Raw genomic sequence first — 17,663 nt, 5'->3', positions numbered from 1 at the left:
ATTATCAATAGAATTTCAAGAGTTTGACTCACACTGCGATCATGCAGGGAATGGTGTTCCGTCGTTGGGGGTGTCATTAGCCAAGCCCAACAGGTCTCACTGTCTGGAATTCAAGTATCCTCGCCGACGCTTCACCGATGCGAGTTTTAAGAGCGCAGTCACTGCATGCCCCTCGTCGGGGTGCTGTTCGATCAACATCTGCCCTCGAAATCCGATGCGCCCCCATTCGCGGACAAGGCACGCGCCTCCAAACAGGTCAGGTTGAATCGTCATGCGATAGAAGCGCCGCATGTTGAGAGACGGATCGACCCGCTTGAGATCGACGGCCGTCGGGAACACTTCCATTTGCTGCATCATGTTGTGGTCACCTCTAGTCAGATAACAATATCAAGGGCTCTTTGACGTTTCCACAATGTTCTTGTTCGACGAAGTAAAAAGGGAGCTCACGCCCCCTTCTCGAACTTCATAACCGGGATACCCAGCTTCTTGGCCTTGTCGGCGAGGTTCTCCTGGATCCCCGTGCCCGGGAAGACGAGGACACCCACTGGCAGCACATCCAACATCGCGTCGTTGCGCTTGAAGGGGGCTGCTTTGGCGTGCTTGGTCCAGTCAGGCTTGAAAGCGACCTGCGTGACGCCCCGGGCTTCGGCCCATTTGGCCGCGATGAGTTCCGCGCCCTTGGGGCTTCCACCGTGCAGAAGCACCATATCGGGATATTTGGTCTGCACCTGATCGAGCTTACCCCAAATCAGGCGGTGATCGTTGAAGTCGGTCCCGCCGGTGAAGGCGACCTTGGGGCCAGCAGGCAGCATCACCTCGGTTTCCGCGCGGCGCTTGGCGGCCAGGAAGTCACGGCTGTCGATCAGTGCTGCGGTCATGTGCTGTCGGTTCACCATCGAGCCAGTGCGGGGCCGCCAGGCCGAGCCTGTGTGATGGACGAACTCGGTGGCGGCGTGATCGCGCATCATGTCCATGCAATTGCGCCGTTCGATCAGGGTCAGGCCTTCGGCCGTTAGACGTTCGAGCTCGACGGATTTCACCTCGGAGCCGTCCTGCTCGCGTTGGAGGCGGCGCTGCGCCTGCTCGTTCTCATCGAGCGACCGCTCGATACGGGCTGTGGCGCGGTGGAAGAGGTTGACCTGGCCCCAGAGCACTTCTTCAAGGTCGGGTTCCATGCGGGTGTCTTCCAGGGTCGCAACGAGGGCATCGAAGATGTCGGCGACAGCGACGGCAAGGCGCTGCCCGTCGGGCATCGGGCGCGGATCGGGCTCATCAAAGGGTCGGAAGCCGTACAGCTGAAGCTCATCGAGCGCATGGGCGGTCTGGGATGCGGTGTGGGCAGGTTCATACACATCGTCGTGGGTTTGGATCGTCATTTATTTCTTGCCTCCGGGCCTGTCTCGTCCGCGCGTCATCCCGCGCGGCCTTCATGGGCTGCGATAGCCGTCACTGGCGACGCCCCTTCACCCCCTCTTCGGGGCCGGAACGCATGTGGAGGAGGGCGGCAGGCAAGCTATTTGTTTCGCGATGCAAAGCGGGGGCTCGTCCGCCGCGGCGGAAATAGCTTGCCTGCCGCCCTTGAGGGGGCGTCGCCTTTGACGGCCGCCTGCCCATCTCTTGAAGGCCGCTCGGGTGTCGGGTGGATGAGATTTACCCAGAAAGAGGCAAAGGTGATGATCCACACCCGCGACAGGACTGCAGGGCCCCTGCCCCCGCAGCCCCGGACCGCCCCTTGCGCGTCGTGGCTCAAGCCAACAGGCGCTGCCGATCCTCGCGCCCGATCTGCCCTACCAGATGCTGGCGCAGCGCTTCCTTGCCGTTCGCCCGGAGATCATCGTTGAAATCCCCGAGCAGTGGTTCCAGTACCCGCACCGGTACCCCGGCCTTGGTGGCTCTGGCGCTCAACCTCTCTGCCGCGCGTTGCCCAGCCGGATCGCGGTCGATGGCGATGTAGAGGCGCTGCAACCCCTCCGGCAACAGAACGGCTCCGAGATGACCCGATGAGAGCGCCGCCCAGACGGGAAGGCCGGGGGCCGCCTCGGACAGGGACAGCATGGTCTCGATGCCCTCGCCGACCACGAGGATGTCGTCATGCGGGGTCAGCCTGACGGCATTGCCGAGGAGGTGACCCATAGCACGCCGCTGCGTCTCGACCCGCGCCTTTCCCTGTCCGTCAGGCGCCAGCCAGGTGCGATGCACGCCCCGCAAGGCCCCTGCCCCATCGGTGACCGCCGCGATCAGCGCCGGTCTGGGGATGCTTTTGGTCTGACCCTCATCCCGGTGCCAGCACTTCGGGTGGAAGCGCAGGGCGCCCATCACCCCGCCATGGGTGAGGCCCCGGGCGCGGAGGTAGGTGTCGGCAAGCGTGCCTGCTACTGGCATAGAGGCTGCGAACAGGCGCGCCGCCGCCGCTGGCGTGCCACCGGGGGCCTTGGCTTTTCTCGGCACTGGCGCATCCGGGAGGACCGGTTGCGGACGGCCAAGATGCGCGCGGGCCTCGGCCAGAAGATCAGGAAAGCGTGAGATCCCTGTCCTCTCGCGGATGATGTCCAGAAGATCGCCATGCTCGCCGGTTGCGCCATCGGTGAACTTGCCGGCTGCGCCCGGCCCGGATGCCGGACCCGCCAGCCGCACGAAGAGCGACCGGCCGGGATTGTTCTGCAGATCGCCGACGATCCAGTAGGACCCTTCCCGCCGCCCGGCGGGAAGGTATGCACGACAAACGCTTTCGGCATTTGCTGCCAAATCGCGGACAAGATCTTCAGTCTCAGAATACATGAATCAGTTCCCTCCACGAGCATGTAGTCCTGTCACAGAACAACGTGCAAGCAGACGATCAAGCACTGCGATGCCGCTGGAGTCTGCTGGGCAGAACAGGCGCAGCTTCCAGCTGATGATCTCCGAAAAGAAGCCATCGGCCTTGAGCCGGTCCTTGGCGGCTTCCGTAAAGCCCGACAGTTCGATCCGGTTCACCCCCATGACGCGGGACCGGTGCAACTCCATCCCCTCGGCCAGCCGCACGACGGTCTTGCCCTCGAGAACGAGGGCATGAACCTGCGCGCTCGTGAGCTTTGGCGCATCAGTGGCGAGCGTTGTCGCGACCCAAGTCGGCGAGACACGACGACCGATGATACGCTGCCCGTGATCGGTCTGAAGCCGATAGACCCGGGTCTCATCCTGCGGCAGTTGCTTCCAGATCGGCAGCAGCAGCCCCGCGACGATATGCAGTGTGGATTCCGAGAACTCCGGCACCTCCACCAGTTCGGCAGACCAGGCCGCACTGAATGCCGCGCGGTCGGCCTCGAGCCAATGTGTGTCCTCCATGATCCTGGCCGGGACCGTGTTCGCCTCGGTGGGGCGGATCAGGCGCAGGCGGGGCTCGATGGTGCCATCATCCAGCATCAGGCTGGTCGCGGGCACCTGCACCGCAGCCCGGCCTGAGCGACTGTTGACCAGTAGGTGCGCCTTAGGATCGTCGAGCCAGTCCAGCGCATCGGCCAGCGACAGTGGTGTGTTGCGGCGCTTTTCCGCGATGGTGAGAAGCTTGGACTCGGTACCGGAGCCCGGATGAGTGTAGATCACCCGAGCGTCCGTCACGCGGAAACTCTCGGCGCGTAGTGTCTCTAACCCGAGGTCATAGACCCCCGCGGCAATGGCACCTTCGATCCGCTGGTCGAGAAGCTCTTCGAAGGCCGCAAACAGCACGGTTTGCATGTCGATCGTCAGCGCCAGCAGACGATTGAGGAACGTCGTAATTGGGGGCAGGTCGTCTTTCAGCCCGTTGTCATCGGTCAGACTGAGGCCCGTCGCATCCTCAAACGCCCCGAGCGAGCAGCCCGCCACATCGCCGCGATAGATGCGGCGGTAAAGCTGGCGCAGCGCGTCGCGGGCAAAGGGGCTCTCGAGGTTATCCTCGGGCCGGAACAGCCCCTGCCCGCCGGTTTGGCGCTGGCCCCGTGTGATGGCACCCAGCGTGTCGAGGCGACGCGCGATGGTCGAGAGGAACCGCTTCTCCGCCTTCACGTCGGTCGCGACGGGGCGGAACAGCGGCGGCTGCGCCTGATTGGTCCGGTTGGTGCGGCCGAGGCCTTGGATGGCGGCGTCTGCCTTCCAGCCCGGCTCCAGAAGATAATGGACGCGCAGTCGCTGGTTTTTCGCTCCGAGATCGGCGTGATAGCTGCGCCCCGTTCCGCCCGCGTCCGAGAAGATCAGGATGCGCTTCTGGTCATCCATGAAGGCGGCGGTTTCCGCCAGGTTGGCCGAGCCCGCCCGGCTTTCCACAACCAGCCGTGCCGCTGCCCCTTCGCCCTTGCGCACGATGCGGCGCGACCGGCCCGTCACTTCAGCCACGAGGTCGGTGCCAAAGCGCTGCACGATCTGGTCAAGCGCCCCCGGCACGGGTGGCAATGATGCCAGCTTTTCGATCAGGGCGTCGCGCCTGCCGGCGGCTTCGCGGCATTCCACCGGTTGGCCATCCCGCACCACAGGCCGGGACGAGAGATTGCCTTCGCTGTCGGTGAAGGGCTCAAAGAGCTGAACTGGGAAGGAATGGGCCAAGTAATCGAGGACGTATTCGCGCGGCGTGATGTCGACCCGGATGTCGTTCCACTCGTCAGTCGGGATTTCCGAAAGTCGGCGTTCCATCAGCGCCTCGCCGGTCGAGACAATCTGGATGACCGCCGAATGTCTCGCCTCGAGATCGGCCTCGATGGCGGCAATGAGGGTGGGGGTTTTCATGGAGGTTAGCAGGTGACCAAAGAAGCGCTGCTTTGCGGATTCAAACGCCGAGCGCGCAGCCGACTTGGCCTGTCGGTTCAACGTGCCGTTTTCGCCAGTTATGTTCGCGGCTTCCATCGCTGCGGCGAGGTTGTTGTGGATGATGGCAAAGGCCCCGGCATAGGCATCGTAGATGCCACGCTGCTCAGAGCTGAGGGCGTGAACCAGCATCTCGTATTCCACACCGTCATAAGAGAGCGACCGGGCGGTGTAGAGACCAAGGGACCGCAGATCGCGGGCAAGCACCTCCATGGCCGCCACGCCACCGGCTTCGATCGCTTCGACAAACTCGGCGCGGGTTGCGAAGGGGAAATCTTCTCTGCCCCAAAGCCCGAGGCGCTGCGCATAGGCGAGGTTGTGGACTGAGGTCGCGCCCGTGGCCGAGACATAGACCACGCGGGCATTGGGCAGTTTGTGCTGCAGACGCAGACCCGCCCTGCCCTGTTGCGAGGCAGTGACATCGCCGCGCTCGCCTTTGCTGCCAGCGGCATTGGCCATGGCGTGGCTTTCGTCAAACAGGATCACCCCGTCGAAATCCGCCCCCAGCCAGTCGACGATCTGGTCGACGCGGGATTTCTTGGCGCCACGCTCTTCGGAGCGCAGCGTCGCATAGGTGGTGAAGAGAATGCCCTCGGTCAGCGGGATATCTTTGCCTTGCGCAAAGCGCGACAGCGGTGTCACCAGCAAGCGCTCCTGCCCAAGCGCGGACCAGTCGCGCTGCGCATCCTCAAGCAACTTGTCGCTTTTGGATATCCACAGCGCCTTGTGCCGTCCTTGCGCCCAGTTATCGAGCAAGATCCCGGCCGACTGGCGGCCCTTGCCTGCCCCTGTGCCGTCGCCAAGGAAGAAGCCACGACGGAAGCGGACGGCATCAGTGGCGTCCTCAGGTGCGGCCGAGATCATATCGCCGGTCTCATCCACGCACCACGCGCCTGCGAGCTGCGCGCCATGCGCCTCGCCCGCGTAGATTACCGTCTCAAGCTGCGCGTCTGACAGGAGGCCATCACGCAGGACTGCGGCGGGCAGTTTGGGGAGGTATGTCGGTTTCGGCGGCACGACCGAGGCCATTGCTGCCGACTGGACGAGCTTGGTCGGGTGCGGTTCAGCCCCGGGAATGTCGATCGCCTGCAGGCGGAAGGTCTCATAAATGGCATCCGATAGGCGCGCGCTGGCACCGTCTTCGGTCGCGTCGCACAGGCTATAGCCAAGATCCTCAGCATCGATCTGTGTTGCGGTGCTGGTGGTGGCTGTTGCGGACGTCGCGTGCGACCTGCCCTTGGCGGTTCGCGTGGCATGGGTAGAATTTCCCGGGAAGGGGGTAAGAGGAGTTTGTGCGCGCAATATTGGCGTTTCCAGCGTCAGGCGCGGTGGGACATGCGCTGTGATCAGCGAGAGCAGGCTGGTCACATCTGGGCCTATAGGACGCGTCAGATCGGCGGTGATGCCACCTGCCTCACCACCGCGGCATTTGTCGAACACTGAAATACGCGTCTCGAAACTGGTGCCGTGCTTGGCGAAGGCCGCACCGGACACCGCGCCGGTAAAGACCAGATGCGCGGACTCGGTCAGGCTTGCAAAGGTCTCTACCCAGGCTGGCACATCGGGCGCGAAATTCGCGCCCGTGATGGCCACGAGTCGCCCACCTGGGGCAAGCCGCGCCAAAGCTGAACGGATGTGCCGGGCCGTCGCCGTTGTCGTGCGGCCATCGACATTGGCCAGAGCGGAAAACGGCGGATTCATCAGGATCACACTCGGGCGGAGGGGCGCGTCGAGGTAATCGTCGATCTGAGCGGCGTCAAAGCAGGTGACAGGGGATTCCGGAAACAGAAGGCGCAGCAGACCGGCGCGGGCCTCGGCAAGTTCGTTGAGCGCGAGGCTGCCGCCTGCAATCGTGGCCAAGATGGCCAGAAGTCCAGTCCCGGCTGAAGGCTCCAAGACCAGATCGCGCGCGGATATCTGCGCGGCCGTAAGTGCCGCGAACCCCATGGGCAGCGGGGTGCTGAATTGCTGGAAGCGCTCCATCTCTTCCGACCGCCGGGTATGAGTTGGCAACAGGTTTGATACCTTGGCAAGGATCGGCAGCAAGGCTGTAGGCGATCCAGCCCGGGCCAACAGCGCGCGACCGAATTTCCGCAAGAAGAGGACCAGCGCCACCTCGCAAGCCTCATAGGCCAGCTTCCAGTCCCAGGCGCCTGTCGCATCTGAGCCGCCAAAAGCGTGCTCCATCTCAAGGCGCAGGCGCAGCCCGTCGATTTGGAATCCCTGTGCCAAGTCGGGTTGCAGCGCTTCAGCAACGGCGATGATCGCTGCAGCAGTATCTGGGGAGGGGATTGAGGCGACGGGCGTAAGCGCGCGCGCAGGCGCAACGGGGGCGAGATGGGTCATTTGGAAACTCCGGGATGAGGGACAGGATCAGGCCCGGACACCCTCTTTCGGGCACCCTCAGGCCTAACCTTCCCCGGCCCTCCTCTTTCTCTCAAACGCCTTGGTCTCGACAGCCAGCTTGATTTTGTTCCTGTTCTGTTCTATGGTTGGAAACAAGCCAGAAAGGGAATTCCCAGATGGAAAACACCACTTATGCCCTGCCCGCGACCCCAAAGCAGATCGCCTATGCGCGATCACTGGCACTGCGCAATCAGACCCTATTGCCGTGGGATGTTCAGCAGGATCGCCGGTCCCTCAGCGCCTGGATCGAGGCGCAGGCCAGGCTGAAGCCGGGCACGCAGGACAGCCGCCCGACATCAAAGCAGGTCGCCTTTGCCGAGCGCCTCGCCCGGATCAAACGCCGCGCCGTGCCGGATGAGTGCTTTCGCGACAAGGGGCTCATGTCAAAGTGGATCGACGGGAACAAGTGACTGTATTCTAAGGGATGAAGAAGCAGGAAGCGTACCTGAGTTGTTTCGATTCTAGCTGAGGCCCGTGATGGATCATCAGGCTTGCAATCCGGTAGCATTGCAAGCATGGACTATCCGCCATGCTGTGGCATATCATAATTGATAAAGTTGCAAATCTATAGCATTGCATAAATTCACTTTATGCCATACTTTGGCATGGCGGCATGACCGCAAATGCAATATAATAGGTTGGCAGATGTCGGTTACCCGAGCGAAGCAAAGACAGGCCCAAGAGAGGATCAACCAGGCTGCCAGCCTGGCGAAGTCACTTGCAAAGCCGATCGGCGGCTGGATCGCCACCTTCCAGCAAGCGATCGGGATGAATGCCCCGGCCCTTGCTGAACGCCTCGGAATTTCACGAAACAACATCTATGCCGCGATCCAGAACGAACAGGCCGGAACCATCTCCGTGAACCAACTGGAGAAGATCGCTGAAGCCATGGGCGGCCGTCTTGTCTATGCAATCATCCCGCGAGAAGGCCCCGTTGAAGAGATCGTTCTGGCCCAAGCCCGTGCGAAGGCACGACGCATTATCCAGCGCACGCGGGCGCATATGGCTCTCGAAGAGCAGACAGAGGGTTTGCGCAGCGAAGCCGAGATGATCGAAGAACTCGCCACCGACATCATCCGTGAAGGTCGACGGGATTTCTGGCAATGACGCTCGAGCTTCACGAACCTTACGGCGCCACCCCCCTGACGCCCGACGAACTGCTTGGCCTCAAGGCCAAGCACATTGCGACGCGCGGCGAGCTGAACGAACTCGAAGGGGAGAACATCATCTCAGGCCTTACCTGGCTCGACCGACGCCCAAAATCGTTTGACGTCCTGACAGATGCCACAGTGCGCGAAATCCACAAACGCCTGTTCGGGGAAGTCTGGGACTGGGCCGGCGTTTTCCGTCTGACAGACAAGAACATCGGGGTACCGGTCTGGCACATCTCAACAGAGCTGCGCACCTGCCTCGATGATGCGCGGTACTGGCGCGACCACAAAAGCTTCGAGCCGCTGGAAGCCACGGCGCGCCTGCATCACCGTCTTGTCTGGATCCATCCCTTTGCGAACGGCAATGGACGTTGGGCGCGGATCATGGCGGACGCCTACTTGGCGAAGATCGATCCGGACATCTTCCTCGACTGGTCTGGTGGTGGAACGCTGAACGCCGAAAGTGCGCACCGGTCAACCTACATCGCAGCACTCAGAGCCGCCGATCAGCACGACTTCGAGCCCTTGGTGGCACTCGTGCGGTCACTCGCAAAGTAGCCGTCCACTCCGACCGGCAAGACAGCATGGCAGCTCACCCGAACCGCCGTCCTACTTTGGTGAAGGTATATTCGTTGACAATGATCCCCTCCTCGATGACCTCGTCCGAGGTGAGGTGGTCATACTCGGCCTGAAGCTGGCGGTAGAGCCAACGGGCCAGATCACGAAGTGCCTCGGTCACGATCTCTTCGGCCTCCTCGGTTGGCGGCTGCCAGGTCGGGCTGTCGCGTGTGACATCCACTGACATCGTGTATTCGTGGTAGTAGCGGCCGCGGTGACTGGCCTCAGCGACAAGCTGGTAGAAGTTCCGCCGCTGCACGGCCAACAGGCGGTCGGCGATGCCGTGCAGCGTTGGATCCTGCGGGGCATAATTGCGGATGCGGGCGGCCGCGCCCTTGGCGTGGCTGAAGTAGCCCTCGAAGCAAGCTCCATCCCCCTGTGACCAGAACCCTGAAAACCAGATGCAGGGCCTCGCCCGCGTGCCGCCGCCCATCAGACGGACGGGGGTGGTCTTGAGGCGGATGCCCAAGATTTCGCAGATGCGCTCAAAATCCTCGTAGACCGCATCCCACCAATCGTCATGGGGGCCGAGTTCGCGATACCAACTGCGGGCATCCTCCTTGGCGGCGTCTGACAGTTCGGGGAATAGATAGACCGTCGTGCAGATCACTTCAGGCATCGACGTCCTCCCCGTTCAAGGCGGCCGCGAGCCATTCGTTGGTGTTGGTCCAACCTATCGTGGTGCGGTTGCCAAGATGGATGACATGCGCGCCGCCGCCAAAAGCTCCAAGCCGTGCACGCGAGCAGGTGTTGGCATATTCGAACCCCCAGAGGCCGGAGAGATCAAGGTCTTCGGCAAGGCGCAGTACGAAGTGGATGACAGCCTCAATATCACCGTGGTCGTCATCGTGGATCCAAAGGGCACTGCCCTCCGGCGCGTCCTGACGGGAGAGATCAAAGCCCGCGACATGCGGATCGTCGGCATCCTGATCTTTGTCGCGACACTGCTGGAACAGCGCGAGCGCGCGGGCAGCATTGTCGGGTGTGCCGACGTCGATCAGGCACGAAAAATGGGTGAAGTAGTCCGCCATAGGAACCTCCTGAAAATGAGAGTGACCCGGCCAATGGGCCGGACACTGATTGTGATGAATGGGAGCAAGCCCGGCCGATCAGCCGGAAGGCTGTTCAGTCGCGGCCTGACGCGCAGCATGCTGGCAGAGCATCTGCCGGTAAAACCGTTTGCGCGCCGTCCGAAAACTGCGGACCGCACGCGTGTCGGGGTGTAGTGCCCGGACCGCCGCGCGGACGACGGCCAAGGGCGAGGCCGTCGATGACAGGCCGAGGCGCTGATAAGCGGGGTCGGTCATGTCAGGATACCTCGACCACGAGCGAAGCCAAATAGGCGGCCATGTGCGGATCGACCAACGCCACGATCTTTTCGGCTCGGCCCATCCACGGCTCGGGCCGGATCGCCTTCACCCAGTCGGCGAAGCTTGGGATAAAGCCCAAGTCTTCTTTCACGTGCTGTTCGCCAACCCACCGGGTCGGGATGACGCGCCCGGTAGACAGGGTGATGGTAGGCCCGAAGATCGTCTCGGCCATGAAGACGCCCTCGGCATGGTGGCGCAAAGCACGGTGCCGGAAATCCGCTGTGATCGATTTCGAGGCGTCAAACCAAGCGTGCACGGCCAAGGTATCTTCGACCGTGCCGCCCCACTTCTTCACCGAAGACAGGGCGTGGTGATAAGGATGTGCCATCGTTGCCCCCCTCAGAAGTCGTGGGTGAAGAGGTCGGACGAGGTAAACCGCTCGTTGAACTCCAGATGGATGCAGCGCGCGCCTGCGTCGAAGCAAAATTCGCCATAGGCACCGTCGTTTTTTTCCCACCCATCATGGGTGTCGCTGAGAAAATCGTAGACCAGCTGCTCGACGACATCTTCCAGAGAGAGGCTCCGCATTTCGACCTCGGGGGCGTCCCAGGTGATCGCGGCATAGGAGATTTCGGTTGCGGGGAAGACGACGGCCTTATCGCCGGACCAGGCACCGATGCTTTCGATCTGGCCGCTGTCACCGGCACCATCGAATCTCACGGTGACATGGGTGATACCGGCTGCCATCAGGCCGTCGAACAGGCGGTCCTTGTTGCCGGGCCGAAGGGCCTCGATCCGGGCTGCTTGCTCGGCATGCCCGGCGAGGATCGCCCCGAAATCAACGGTGGAAGGCCGCAGTGGCGCTGTCAGAGTGGGTTCAGTCTGGGTCATGGAAATCTCCGTTGAGTGAGGACAGGGCAGACCCCTCAGGTGGCGCACTCTCCTGCACCCCCGAAGGCTCAAACCCTCCCCGGCCCTCCTCTGTCTCTCGGGTCTCACGCCGCGATCTGCAGCGCCCGGGCGGCAAACGCGCGCCACAGCGGATCGACAAGGCGTGCGTCCAGAAGATCGGCCCGGCGACGCAGCCGCTGCGCGAGATCGGGTTCATCCCATTCGGCAGCGCGGGCGGCTTGTGCGCGGGACTGGCAGGCTTCGGTTACGACAGCGCGGGCCTCGACCGCGTTCGCAACAGGATTGCACCATGCGACTGCGCCGTCGCTGGCGGCTCCGGCCAGAACAAGGCGTTCGTCGTGATCAAGTATCGCAAGAAGCTGCGGGGCGGCATCAGGGCCGATCTGTTCGGCATGGTCGATCGCCCCTCGCATGGCTTCGGCCAGCGTATTGAAACGATCCAGAATCTTGGGATGCGCCTGTCCAGACATCATGGCGGCAGGCGTTCGCGTCGCAGTCGTCAACGTAAAGAATAAACAGGGATCGGCAGGCGGGTTCGGGAGCGCCGTCGCGAAGCCCGTAGAGTGTGTTGTCGGTTGGATCTGGAAAGGAAGATCGAACATGTGGGTATCTCCGACGGTGCGGGAAGCCTCTCTCCCCACTTCACCCGTCAAAGACCAAACAGCTGCCCTCTCACTCGAAGGCGCGACAACGATCCGTCATTTGGACGCTGGTAAATCGCTCCATCGAACCCGCAGGTAGCGACCTTCGCGTTTTGGCAACTCCTTTCGGTCGATCATTCTGGCCGACACCTGAAAGTCCTCGTTGATCTTCACGACCAATAGCTTGTTGAAATTTCCATTTGTGTCGACCACGACCACGTCTTTCGTTTTAAACGGCGTAATGGTTTTAACTTCCACGTGGTCGTTGCCAAGCCTTCCATCAGCTCCTTGGGCATAGGTTTTATTCAGCTTGATGCCGTATGTAATAGCGCCAAACAGTTCACCGATATCGCCGTAGACAGAAAGGTGAAGGCCAGTTTCCAGATGATAGCTCTCAGCAAGAGAGATAAGATCCTCAAAATAGGGGATCATGGACCTGATCGCGTTCGGGTACTTTGCGCCCCATTCCTTGTAGCGAAGCTGCTCGTCGATCTCCGACCAGGTAACCCATTCGCCATCATCGTAAAATGCGCGATCCGACCAATCTATCTCTGCCATTTATGTTCGCCCAACGTGAACCACATCAACCAAGTAATAATTCATTTTGGCAATAAAGTGGCCGGAGGCAACAGAGCCTCCGGCACCGTGTCAGCCGACCCGGTCGAGCAGCTTCTTGGCGCGCCCTTCCATGTCGAGGCGAGCATCCTGCTGGGTCTTGTCGCGCGCAAGCCGCGTGATCCCCTGCACGAAGTCGAAGATGCTCTCGGGCGGGCGGCCCTCTTCCATCAGCACCTTCTCGATGATCTTGCCGGACTCCGCTTTCGAGAAGCCCCGCTTGCGCAGAAAATCCGCGCGATCCTCGTCACTGCTTGCCACGATCTGCTGACGGGCCGCCTTGATGCCATTCACGAAGCCCTGTGGTGAGGAATTGGCAAAGCGCGTCAGCGCGGGTGCCGCCTCATGGGCAAAGCGAGACGCGGCGTATTTCGAGTGGCGGATGCGGATCTCCTGAAAATCCTCGACACCCCAAAGGTTGCGGTTCTGGCACACGGCCCGCAGGTAGAAGCTCGCCATGCCGAGCGTCTTGGCTCCGACCTCCGAGTTCCAGCAATAGAAGCCCCGGAAGTAGAGATCGGGCGAGCCATCCGGCAGCTTGCCCGCCTCGATCGGGTTGCGATCGTCGACGAGGAACAGGAAGACGTCCCGGTCCGAGGCATAGAGCGTGGTCGTATCGCGGCTGATTTCGACATCGGGGTTATAAACCCCAGTCGACCAGTCGAGCACGCCCGGCACCTTCCAGCGCGTGTCTCCGGTGCCATTGCCCGCGATGCGCTGCACAGCTTCGACCAACTCAAAATCGTGGATGCGGCCATAGTCGGGGCCAGTCACGGCGCGCAGTTCGGTGCGGCCGTCTTCGGTCTCGAAGGTCTTCACCTGCTCGGCGCGGTGATTGGTCAGACCGTATTGCAGGTTGATCCCCGCCAACGGCGCAGGCAACTGCCGCAGGTAGGAGGCCGGCGCGCCAACGATACTGGCAAGCTGGCCAAACGCCCAATGCGTAGGCGCGACAGGTTCATCCGCTTTCGGCAGCATCAGGTGCAGCCGCTCAGGGTTGTCGCGCGCGGCCTCGATCCGGATATCCGCCGTCTGCACCACCCTGCTGCGGCTGCGTTCCGACCGACCTTTCACATTGGCCCAGAGATCGTCGAGCGAGAGATACCGCTCGTCATCGGGCCGGTTGAACCATTCGGACGACACCCGCCCGTTCCGCTCACCTCGGCTCACATCAACCTTGTAACCACCCGTCCGTGCTGGCTGTACAGGGTCCAAAACTTCTACAACGCCCATCGGCATTCCTCCATGACAGGCACCGGGAGCCACTCTCCCAGCCTTCAACCCATCGCGAAAGCAACCAACCTCGCTCTTGCTCTCAAAGACTGAGAAGCACAGGCTGCAATGCGGGAAAAATCAGACTTTTCCGGGAGATGACCTTTAGTATCTGACAAATAGCCCTATGCCGTTTAGGAAAGTCGCATGAATACTGATATTCTTTTTGCCCGCCGTTGGCCCAAATCCTCATTGTCCCAAGATATCGCCCAAATTGACATTGCTACATATTTCCAAGCCTATCAGGACCTAAAAAGACTAGCACCAAAGCGTGCACATGGCCGGCCGTACCTTGGAGGTAGGTTTGGCTATCCCAGCACAGAAGGTAAAACGAACCGAAGAGAAGAGCACTTTGCGATAGCATTGGTCAACGCGCAACAAGTCTGGTGCCTGCCGGACGGCACAAAATTCGAACTGCTTGACTACCAAGTCGCGCTGAAAGCCACACGCGCGGATCGTGAAATCGGCAAGATCGACATTTTCGGCCTGACAGAACACGGGCGTGCAGTTCTGGTTGAACTCAAGGTGATCGGACACTCCGGAGGAGCAAGCGATCCGCCGCCTGTGGCCCTGCTCGAGGGACTGCGATATGCCTCTATCGTAGAGGCCAATCTTCACCGGATAGCCGAAGAGGTTCGCGACACATATGGCCGCGAGATGGTCCTGGAGAGACCAGATATCATGGTTCTCGGCGAAGCGGACTGGTGGTCAAGATGGCTCCACGCCGGCACAGAAACCAAAACGGCATTGGAGGAGAAGACGGGGGAGATATCACAGGCTATTGGCATCAACATCGTCTTCGCATCCGTGACCAACACGCGGGTTGACTATGGTCAGCGTACCAAGGCGCCAAGGTTAATCCAGTTTCCCAAACTCGAGTACCAGCACCCAGTACCCAAGAGCGCAATGAATGTGCCTAGTGATCGCAACAAGCCCCCCGTGGAACACGAAGCGCAGCTCCAAAGGACTTGGTGGAGCTGTGCCAAGAAGCTTCCTGAAAAAGACCTCGACGGGCGCGATCGGCCGGGAAGACCACCGGTCGTTTCAGTTAAAAGACTATCCGCCAATCTCATGTTGCCGCCTGACAGCAAAATGGCGTCAGAGATTGAGGCGCAGATCGCGGAAGCAGATCGTCACAAATATTTTCGCTCATTTCGAAGTTCGCAGGCGCTGGCCCAAAGTGTTTTCGGAGCTTTTAAGGCAGCCGGTCGGTTAGAGTTGCTGTCTCAGGTTCCGGCGGAATGCGGGCGCCGTGCGTTTGGTAACACAATGCCCGGAACAACGCTTTCCATGGAAGTCGATGTTCACACATTGAAGGAGCCTCGTCCGACACAGTTGGATGTGTGCCTAGAGACTGACGACTATCGTGTCGCCATTGAATGCAAGTTTTGCGAGCCAGAGTTCGGCACTTGCTCTCGTGTACGATACGATAAGTGTAAAATACCAATCTGCAACGGAACTTACACACACCAGCAAGGGAGACAAACGCGCTGCGCCTTATCCGAACTTGGGATTTCCTATTGGGAATTCATTCCCGAACTGTTTGATTGGGACGCCGCGCAGGATTTGTCCCCATGCCCGTTATTGCCAACTTATCAGATCGTCAGAAACGTTCTGGCTTCAGTTGTTGACCGTGATGGACGCATGAACCCATCAAATGGACATGCGATCTTTGTCTACGATAGCCGAAACCCTGTCTACAAGATCAACGGAGCTGCTGACGCCCAACTCAGGCAAACAGCGTTAGCCTGTCGTGTTCCAGGCCTGATACGACGTGTTTCTTGGCAGGAGATCGTTCGGGTATGCGTGGGCTCGTCGGAGCTCGCCTGGCTACTGCAGGCGATTAAAGAAAAACACGGCATAGGGCTAGGTCCGTAACCCATTCATGTCTGCCTGGGCTACGAATTGCCCTGTGGCTGTGCCGCGAACCCGGCGGGTTGCCCCGCCGAGCCAAAGGGGGAGACCCCGTTCCTCAGAACGGGATCTCATCGTCGCGGTCGACCAGCTCGGGGTTTTCGTTCTCGGCCGACTTCGGGCGGCTCAGAAAGTCGACCTTCTCGGCGATGATCTCGCAGCCGTAGCGGTCGTTGCCCATGCTGTCGATCCACTTGGTATAGTGGATGCGGCCGTGGACGAGGACCTTCATGCCCTTTTCGCAATGCTCGGCGACCGTCTTGCCGAGACCGTTGAAGCAGGTGATGCGGTGCCATTCCGTGTCCATGATCCGGTAGCCGTTCTCGTCGCGCAGGACGCGACCTTCCGAGAGGCGGGGGCGCGAGGTGGCGAGGCTGAAGTTGGTGATGTTGGTACCGCCCTGGGTGGTGCGGGTTTCGGGTTTTTGACCGATGTTGCCGGCGAGGATGACGATGTTTTGCATGATTAGCTCCTGTGTTTCCTGTCTTCGGGACCGTCCCTTCGACAAGACCCGGAAAAGCCCGTCGGGTGACGCGTGCACGGTGGACGGAACGGACGCCGGAAACCCCCAGAGGACCGGGGTGGCGCGGGCAGCCCCAAAGGGGCAACTCGGCCCGGACTGACGCGGGGTTGCGCGCAGGAGGCCGAACGGGATTAGGGGATTGTCAGTCGAAGGGATGGACCAGAAGCCAGAGAAGCGCGGGGAGCCCATGCCAGACCCTGTCATCCTGCCAATCGGGACTGCCTGAACCCAAGCCCAGCACCCCACTAGCGGCCAAGATTATGGTTCAACCAACCCTCGTCACATGCCCCTGCCTACGGGAGTTGCGGGCCCATGCCCCGGCGGGCTATCGATACCGGAACATTCAGGACACGAGGCATAGTATGGCTGATTACGATCTCGAGGCGTTGTCGCTTCCCGATCTGAAGAAAATGCAGAAGGACATCGCCAAGGCGATCTCCACCTTTGAGGATCGACAAAAGGCGGAAGCCCGCGCCAAGGTGGAAGCTCTCGCCCGGGATCTGGGCTACTCCCTGGCCGAACTTGTCGGCAACGAGACGAAATCGTCCAGAGCGCCAGCCGCGGCGAAATACCGGCACCCTGAGAATCCGAAGCTCACCTGGTCCGGTTGTGGGCGCAAACCGCAGTGGTTCGTGGAGGCTTTGGAGGCAGGAAAGACCGCAAGTGACCTAGCCATAAGTTGAAGGAATGGGCGACGCGATCGGCGCTTAACGGACACTCGATCATCATCGATGCTGCAAAGCGCCGCTTCCGAAGCGGCCGTTCGTTATATCGCACAGCATGATCGTGGCCGCTGCTGGCGTCGATGCGAACAAACCTGCCCGTCGTTGGCGCGATGACCCACTTCTGCGATCCCGGCCTTCTTCCAGTTGTCATTTGGGGCCGCCAAACTCGCGGACCTGCCTACCAGCCCGTCAGACTTCAGCCCCCTGATAGCATAATGCTGGTCGATCAGCTCGGCCCGCGGCTCGGTCTTGGCCGTCGATGGATGCAAATGTTCGAATCAGTATCCTGCGCAAACATTCTCGATGCGATGTTCTGACATTTTTTGTCCGTAGCGCTGTGTAAAACCTCCTTCTTTCGAATTTTTTTTTCGAATTATGGCCGCAATCCCGCCGGAATATGACATCTATCAATATAAAAAAATGTCAGTCACCTTGAGGAAAGCTACGGAGGTGTATCAAAATGGCGTTGGATAGAGAAAAGATGAGAGCTTTGATGAAAGCTCGTGGTGTCACACAGAAGGACATCAAGGAAGCGACAGGCAAGGATGCGCGGACGGTCAGCCGGTGGATGAGCGGCGGGAACATCCCGAAGGATCGAGATCTCCGTATCATCGCACAGCTCTTGAGCTGTGAGCCGGTCGCGTTCTACACGAATTTCGTTGATGTGCCCGATGGGAGGGTGCCCATCTACGCCTCTGTTTCGGTTGCCTCGTACAATGCCTTCGAGGTGATGGGGTTGCGCTACGCGGTGACGCAGCGCG

At 60.8% G+C, this 17,663-nt stretch carries 18 protein-coding genes; 6 read left to right on the top strand and 12 right to left on the bottom strand.

Going from position 1 to position 17,663, the window contains the following annotated elements; all coding sequences use genetic code 11:
- Nucleotides 1-96: 96 nt before the first annotated feature.
- From ACEN2R_RS10935 to ACEN2R_RS10920, 4 genes are all read right to left on the bottom strand, one after another.
- On the bottom strand, nucleotides 97-357 hold the full coding sequence (locus ACEN2R_RS10935; protein ID WP_090271153.1) for a WGR domain-containing protein: 261 nt from the start codon (nucleotides 355-357) through the stop codon (nucleotides 97-99).
- An 86-nt stretch (nucleotides 358-443) separates the two neighbouring features.
- Nucleotides 444-1,376 (bottom strand): DUF2493 domain-containing protein, encoded by a 933-nt coding sequence (locus ACEN2R_RS10930; RefSeq protein ID WP_442042116.1) that lies wholly within the window; start codon nucleotides 1,374-1,376, stop codon nucleotides 444-446.
- Between the two features lie 370 nt (nucleotides 1,377-1,746).
- On the bottom strand, nucleotides 1,747-2,778 hold the full coding sequence (locus ACEN2R_RS10925) for a DUF7146 domain-containing protein (protein ID WP_442042115.1): 1,032 nt from the start codon (nucleotides 2,776-2,778) through the stop codon (nucleotides 1,747-1,749).
- A gap of 3 nt (nucleotides 2,779-2,781) precedes the next feature.
- The gene (locus ACEN2R_RS10920; RefSeq protein ID WP_442042113.1) at nucleotides 2,782-7,161 is read right to left on the bottom strand and encodes a strawberry notch-like NTP hydrolase domain-containing protein; all 4,380 of its coding nucleotides are present in this window, start codon (nucleotides 7,159-7,161) and stop codon (nucleotides 2,782-2,784) included.
- 176 nt (nucleotides 7,162-7,337) lie between these two features.
- Here ACEN2R_RS10920 and ACEN2R_RS10915 point away from each other — a divergent pair, with 176 nt between their 5' ends.
- The 3 genes from ACEN2R_RS10915 (at nucleotide 7,338) to ACEN2R_RS10905 (ending at nucleotide 8,930) form a co-directional block, all read left to right on the top strand.
- The gene (locus ACEN2R_RS10915; protein ID WP_442042111.1) at nucleotides 7,338-7,631 is read left to right on the top strand and encodes a hypothetical protein; all 294 of its coding nucleotides are present in this window, start codon (nucleotides 7,338-7,340) and stop codon (nucleotides 7,629-7,631) included.
- A 235-nt stretch (nucleotides 7,632-7,866) separates the two neighbouring features.
- Nucleotides 7,867-8,328, top strand: coding sequence for a helix-turn-helix domain-containing protein (locus ACEN2R_RS10910; RefSeq protein WP_442042109.1), 462 nt, complete (start codon nucleotides 7,867-7,869; stop codon nucleotides 8,326-8,328).
- Nucleotides 8,325-8,930, top strand: coding sequence for a mobile mystery protein B (locus ACEN2R_RS10905; protein WP_442042107.1), 606 nt, complete (start codon nucleotides 8,325-8,327; stop codon nucleotides 8,928-8,930). The genes ACEN2R_RS10910 and ACEN2R_RS10905 overlap by 4 nt, the downstream gene beginning before the upstream one ends.
- A 34-nt stretch (nucleotides 8,931-8,964) precedes the next feature.
- Here ACEN2R_RS10905 and ACEN2R_RS10900 read toward each other — a convergent pair whose 3' ends face one another.
- The 7 genes from ACEN2R_RS10900 to ACEN2R_RS10870 form a co-directional block, all read right to left on the bottom strand.
- A complete protein-coding gene (locus ACEN2R_RS10900) occupies nucleotides 8,965-9,609 on the bottom strand; it encodes an antitoxin of toxin-antitoxin stability system (protein WP_442042105.1) in 645 nt (214 codons plus the stop codon).
- Nucleotides 9,602-10,021 carry a hypothetical protein gene (locus ACEN2R_RS10895; RefSeq protein WP_442042103.1) on the bottom strand — a complete coding sequence of 140 codons (420 nt, stop codon included), beginning with the start codon at nucleotides 10,019-10,021 and terminating at the stop codon, nucleotides 9,602-9,604. The genes ACEN2R_RS10900 and ACEN2R_RS10895 overlap by 8 nt, the downstream gene beginning before the upstream one ends.
- A 277-nt stretch (nucleotides 10,022-10,298) precedes the next feature.
- Nucleotides 10,299-10,688: a DUF6915 family protein gene (locus ACEN2R_RS10890; RefSeq protein WP_442042101.1), complete on the bottom strand. Its 390-nt coding sequence runs from the start codon at nucleotides 10,686-10,688 to the stop codon at nucleotides 10,299-10,301.
- A gap of 11 nt (nucleotides 10,689-10,699) precedes the next feature.
- The gene (locus ACEN2R_RS10885; RefSeq protein ID WP_442042099.1) at nucleotides 10,700-11,191 is read right to left on the bottom strand and encodes a DUF6878 family protein; all 492 of its coding nucleotides are present in this window, start codon (nucleotides 11,189-11,191) and stop codon (nucleotides 10,700-10,702) included.
- Between the two features lie 104 nt (nucleotides 11,192-11,295).
- Complete coding sequence (locus tag ACEN2R_RS10880; protein WP_442042097.1) at nucleotides 11,296-11,814, bottom strand: DNA repair protein RadC; 519 nt, start codon at nucleotides 11,812-11,814, stop codon at nucleotides 11,296-11,298.
- A 96-nt stretch (nucleotides 11,815-11,910) separates the two neighbouring features.
- A complete protein-coding gene (locus ACEN2R_RS10875) occupies nucleotides 11,911-12,411 on the bottom strand; it encodes a hypothetical protein (protein ID WP_442042095.1) in 501 nt (166 codons plus the stop codon).
- A 90-nt stretch (nucleotides 12,412-12,501) separates the two neighbouring features.
- Entirely contained in the window at nucleotides 12,502-13,701 is a 1,200-nt protein-coding gene (locus tag ACEN2R_RS10870) for a DUF932 domain-containing protein (RefSeq protein WP_442042093.1), read from the bottom strand.
- Between the two features lie 186 nt (nucleotides 13,702-13,887).
- On the opposite strand from ACEN2R_RS10870, the gene ACEN2R_RS10865 reads away from it, so the two are divergent.
- The gene (locus tag ACEN2R_RS10865) at nucleotides 13,888-15,618 is read left to right on the top strand and encodes a PGN_0703 family putative restriction endonuclease (protein WP_442042091.1); all 1,731 of its coding nucleotides are present in this window, start codon (nucleotides 13,888-13,890) and stop codon (nucleotides 15,616-15,618) included.
- Between the two features lie 94 nt (nucleotides 15,619-15,712).
- Here ACEN2R_RS10865 and ACEN2R_RS10860 read toward each other — a convergent pair whose 3' ends face one another.
- Nucleotides 15,713-16,117 carry a single-stranded DNA-binding protein gene (locus tag ACEN2R_RS10860; RefSeq protein WP_442042089.1) on the bottom strand — a complete coding sequence of 135 codons (405 nt, stop codon included), beginning with the start codon at nucleotides 16,115-16,117 and terminating at the stop codon, nucleotides 15,713-15,715.
- Nucleotides 16,118-16,539: 422 nt separating this feature from the next.
- Between ACEN2R_RS10860 and ACEN2R_RS10855 the strand changes: the two genes are divergently transcribed.
- Nucleotides 16,540-16,860, top strand: coding sequence for an H-NS histone family protein (locus tag ACEN2R_RS10855; protein ID WP_442042087.1), 321 nt, complete (start codon nucleotides 16,540-16,542; stop codon nucleotides 16,858-16,860).
- Nucleotides 16,861-17,362: 502 nt separating this feature from the next.
- Nucleotides 17,363-17,663, top strand: a 301-nt coding sequence (locus ACEN2R_RS10850) for a helix-turn-helix domain-containing protein (RefSeq protein ID WP_442042085.1), incomplete at its 3' end; no start/stop codon positions are given.

Origin of the sequence: Pseudogemmobacter sp. W21_MBD1_M6 (genome assembly GCF_052119585.1) — a bacterium.
Classification (GTDB): Bacteria; Pseudomonadota; Alphaproteobacteria; order Rhodobacterales; family Rhodobacteraceae; genus JBGQOJ01.
Note: the sequence above shows the minus strand (reverse complement) of the source record. Positions and strands in the feature narration are given on the sequence as shown.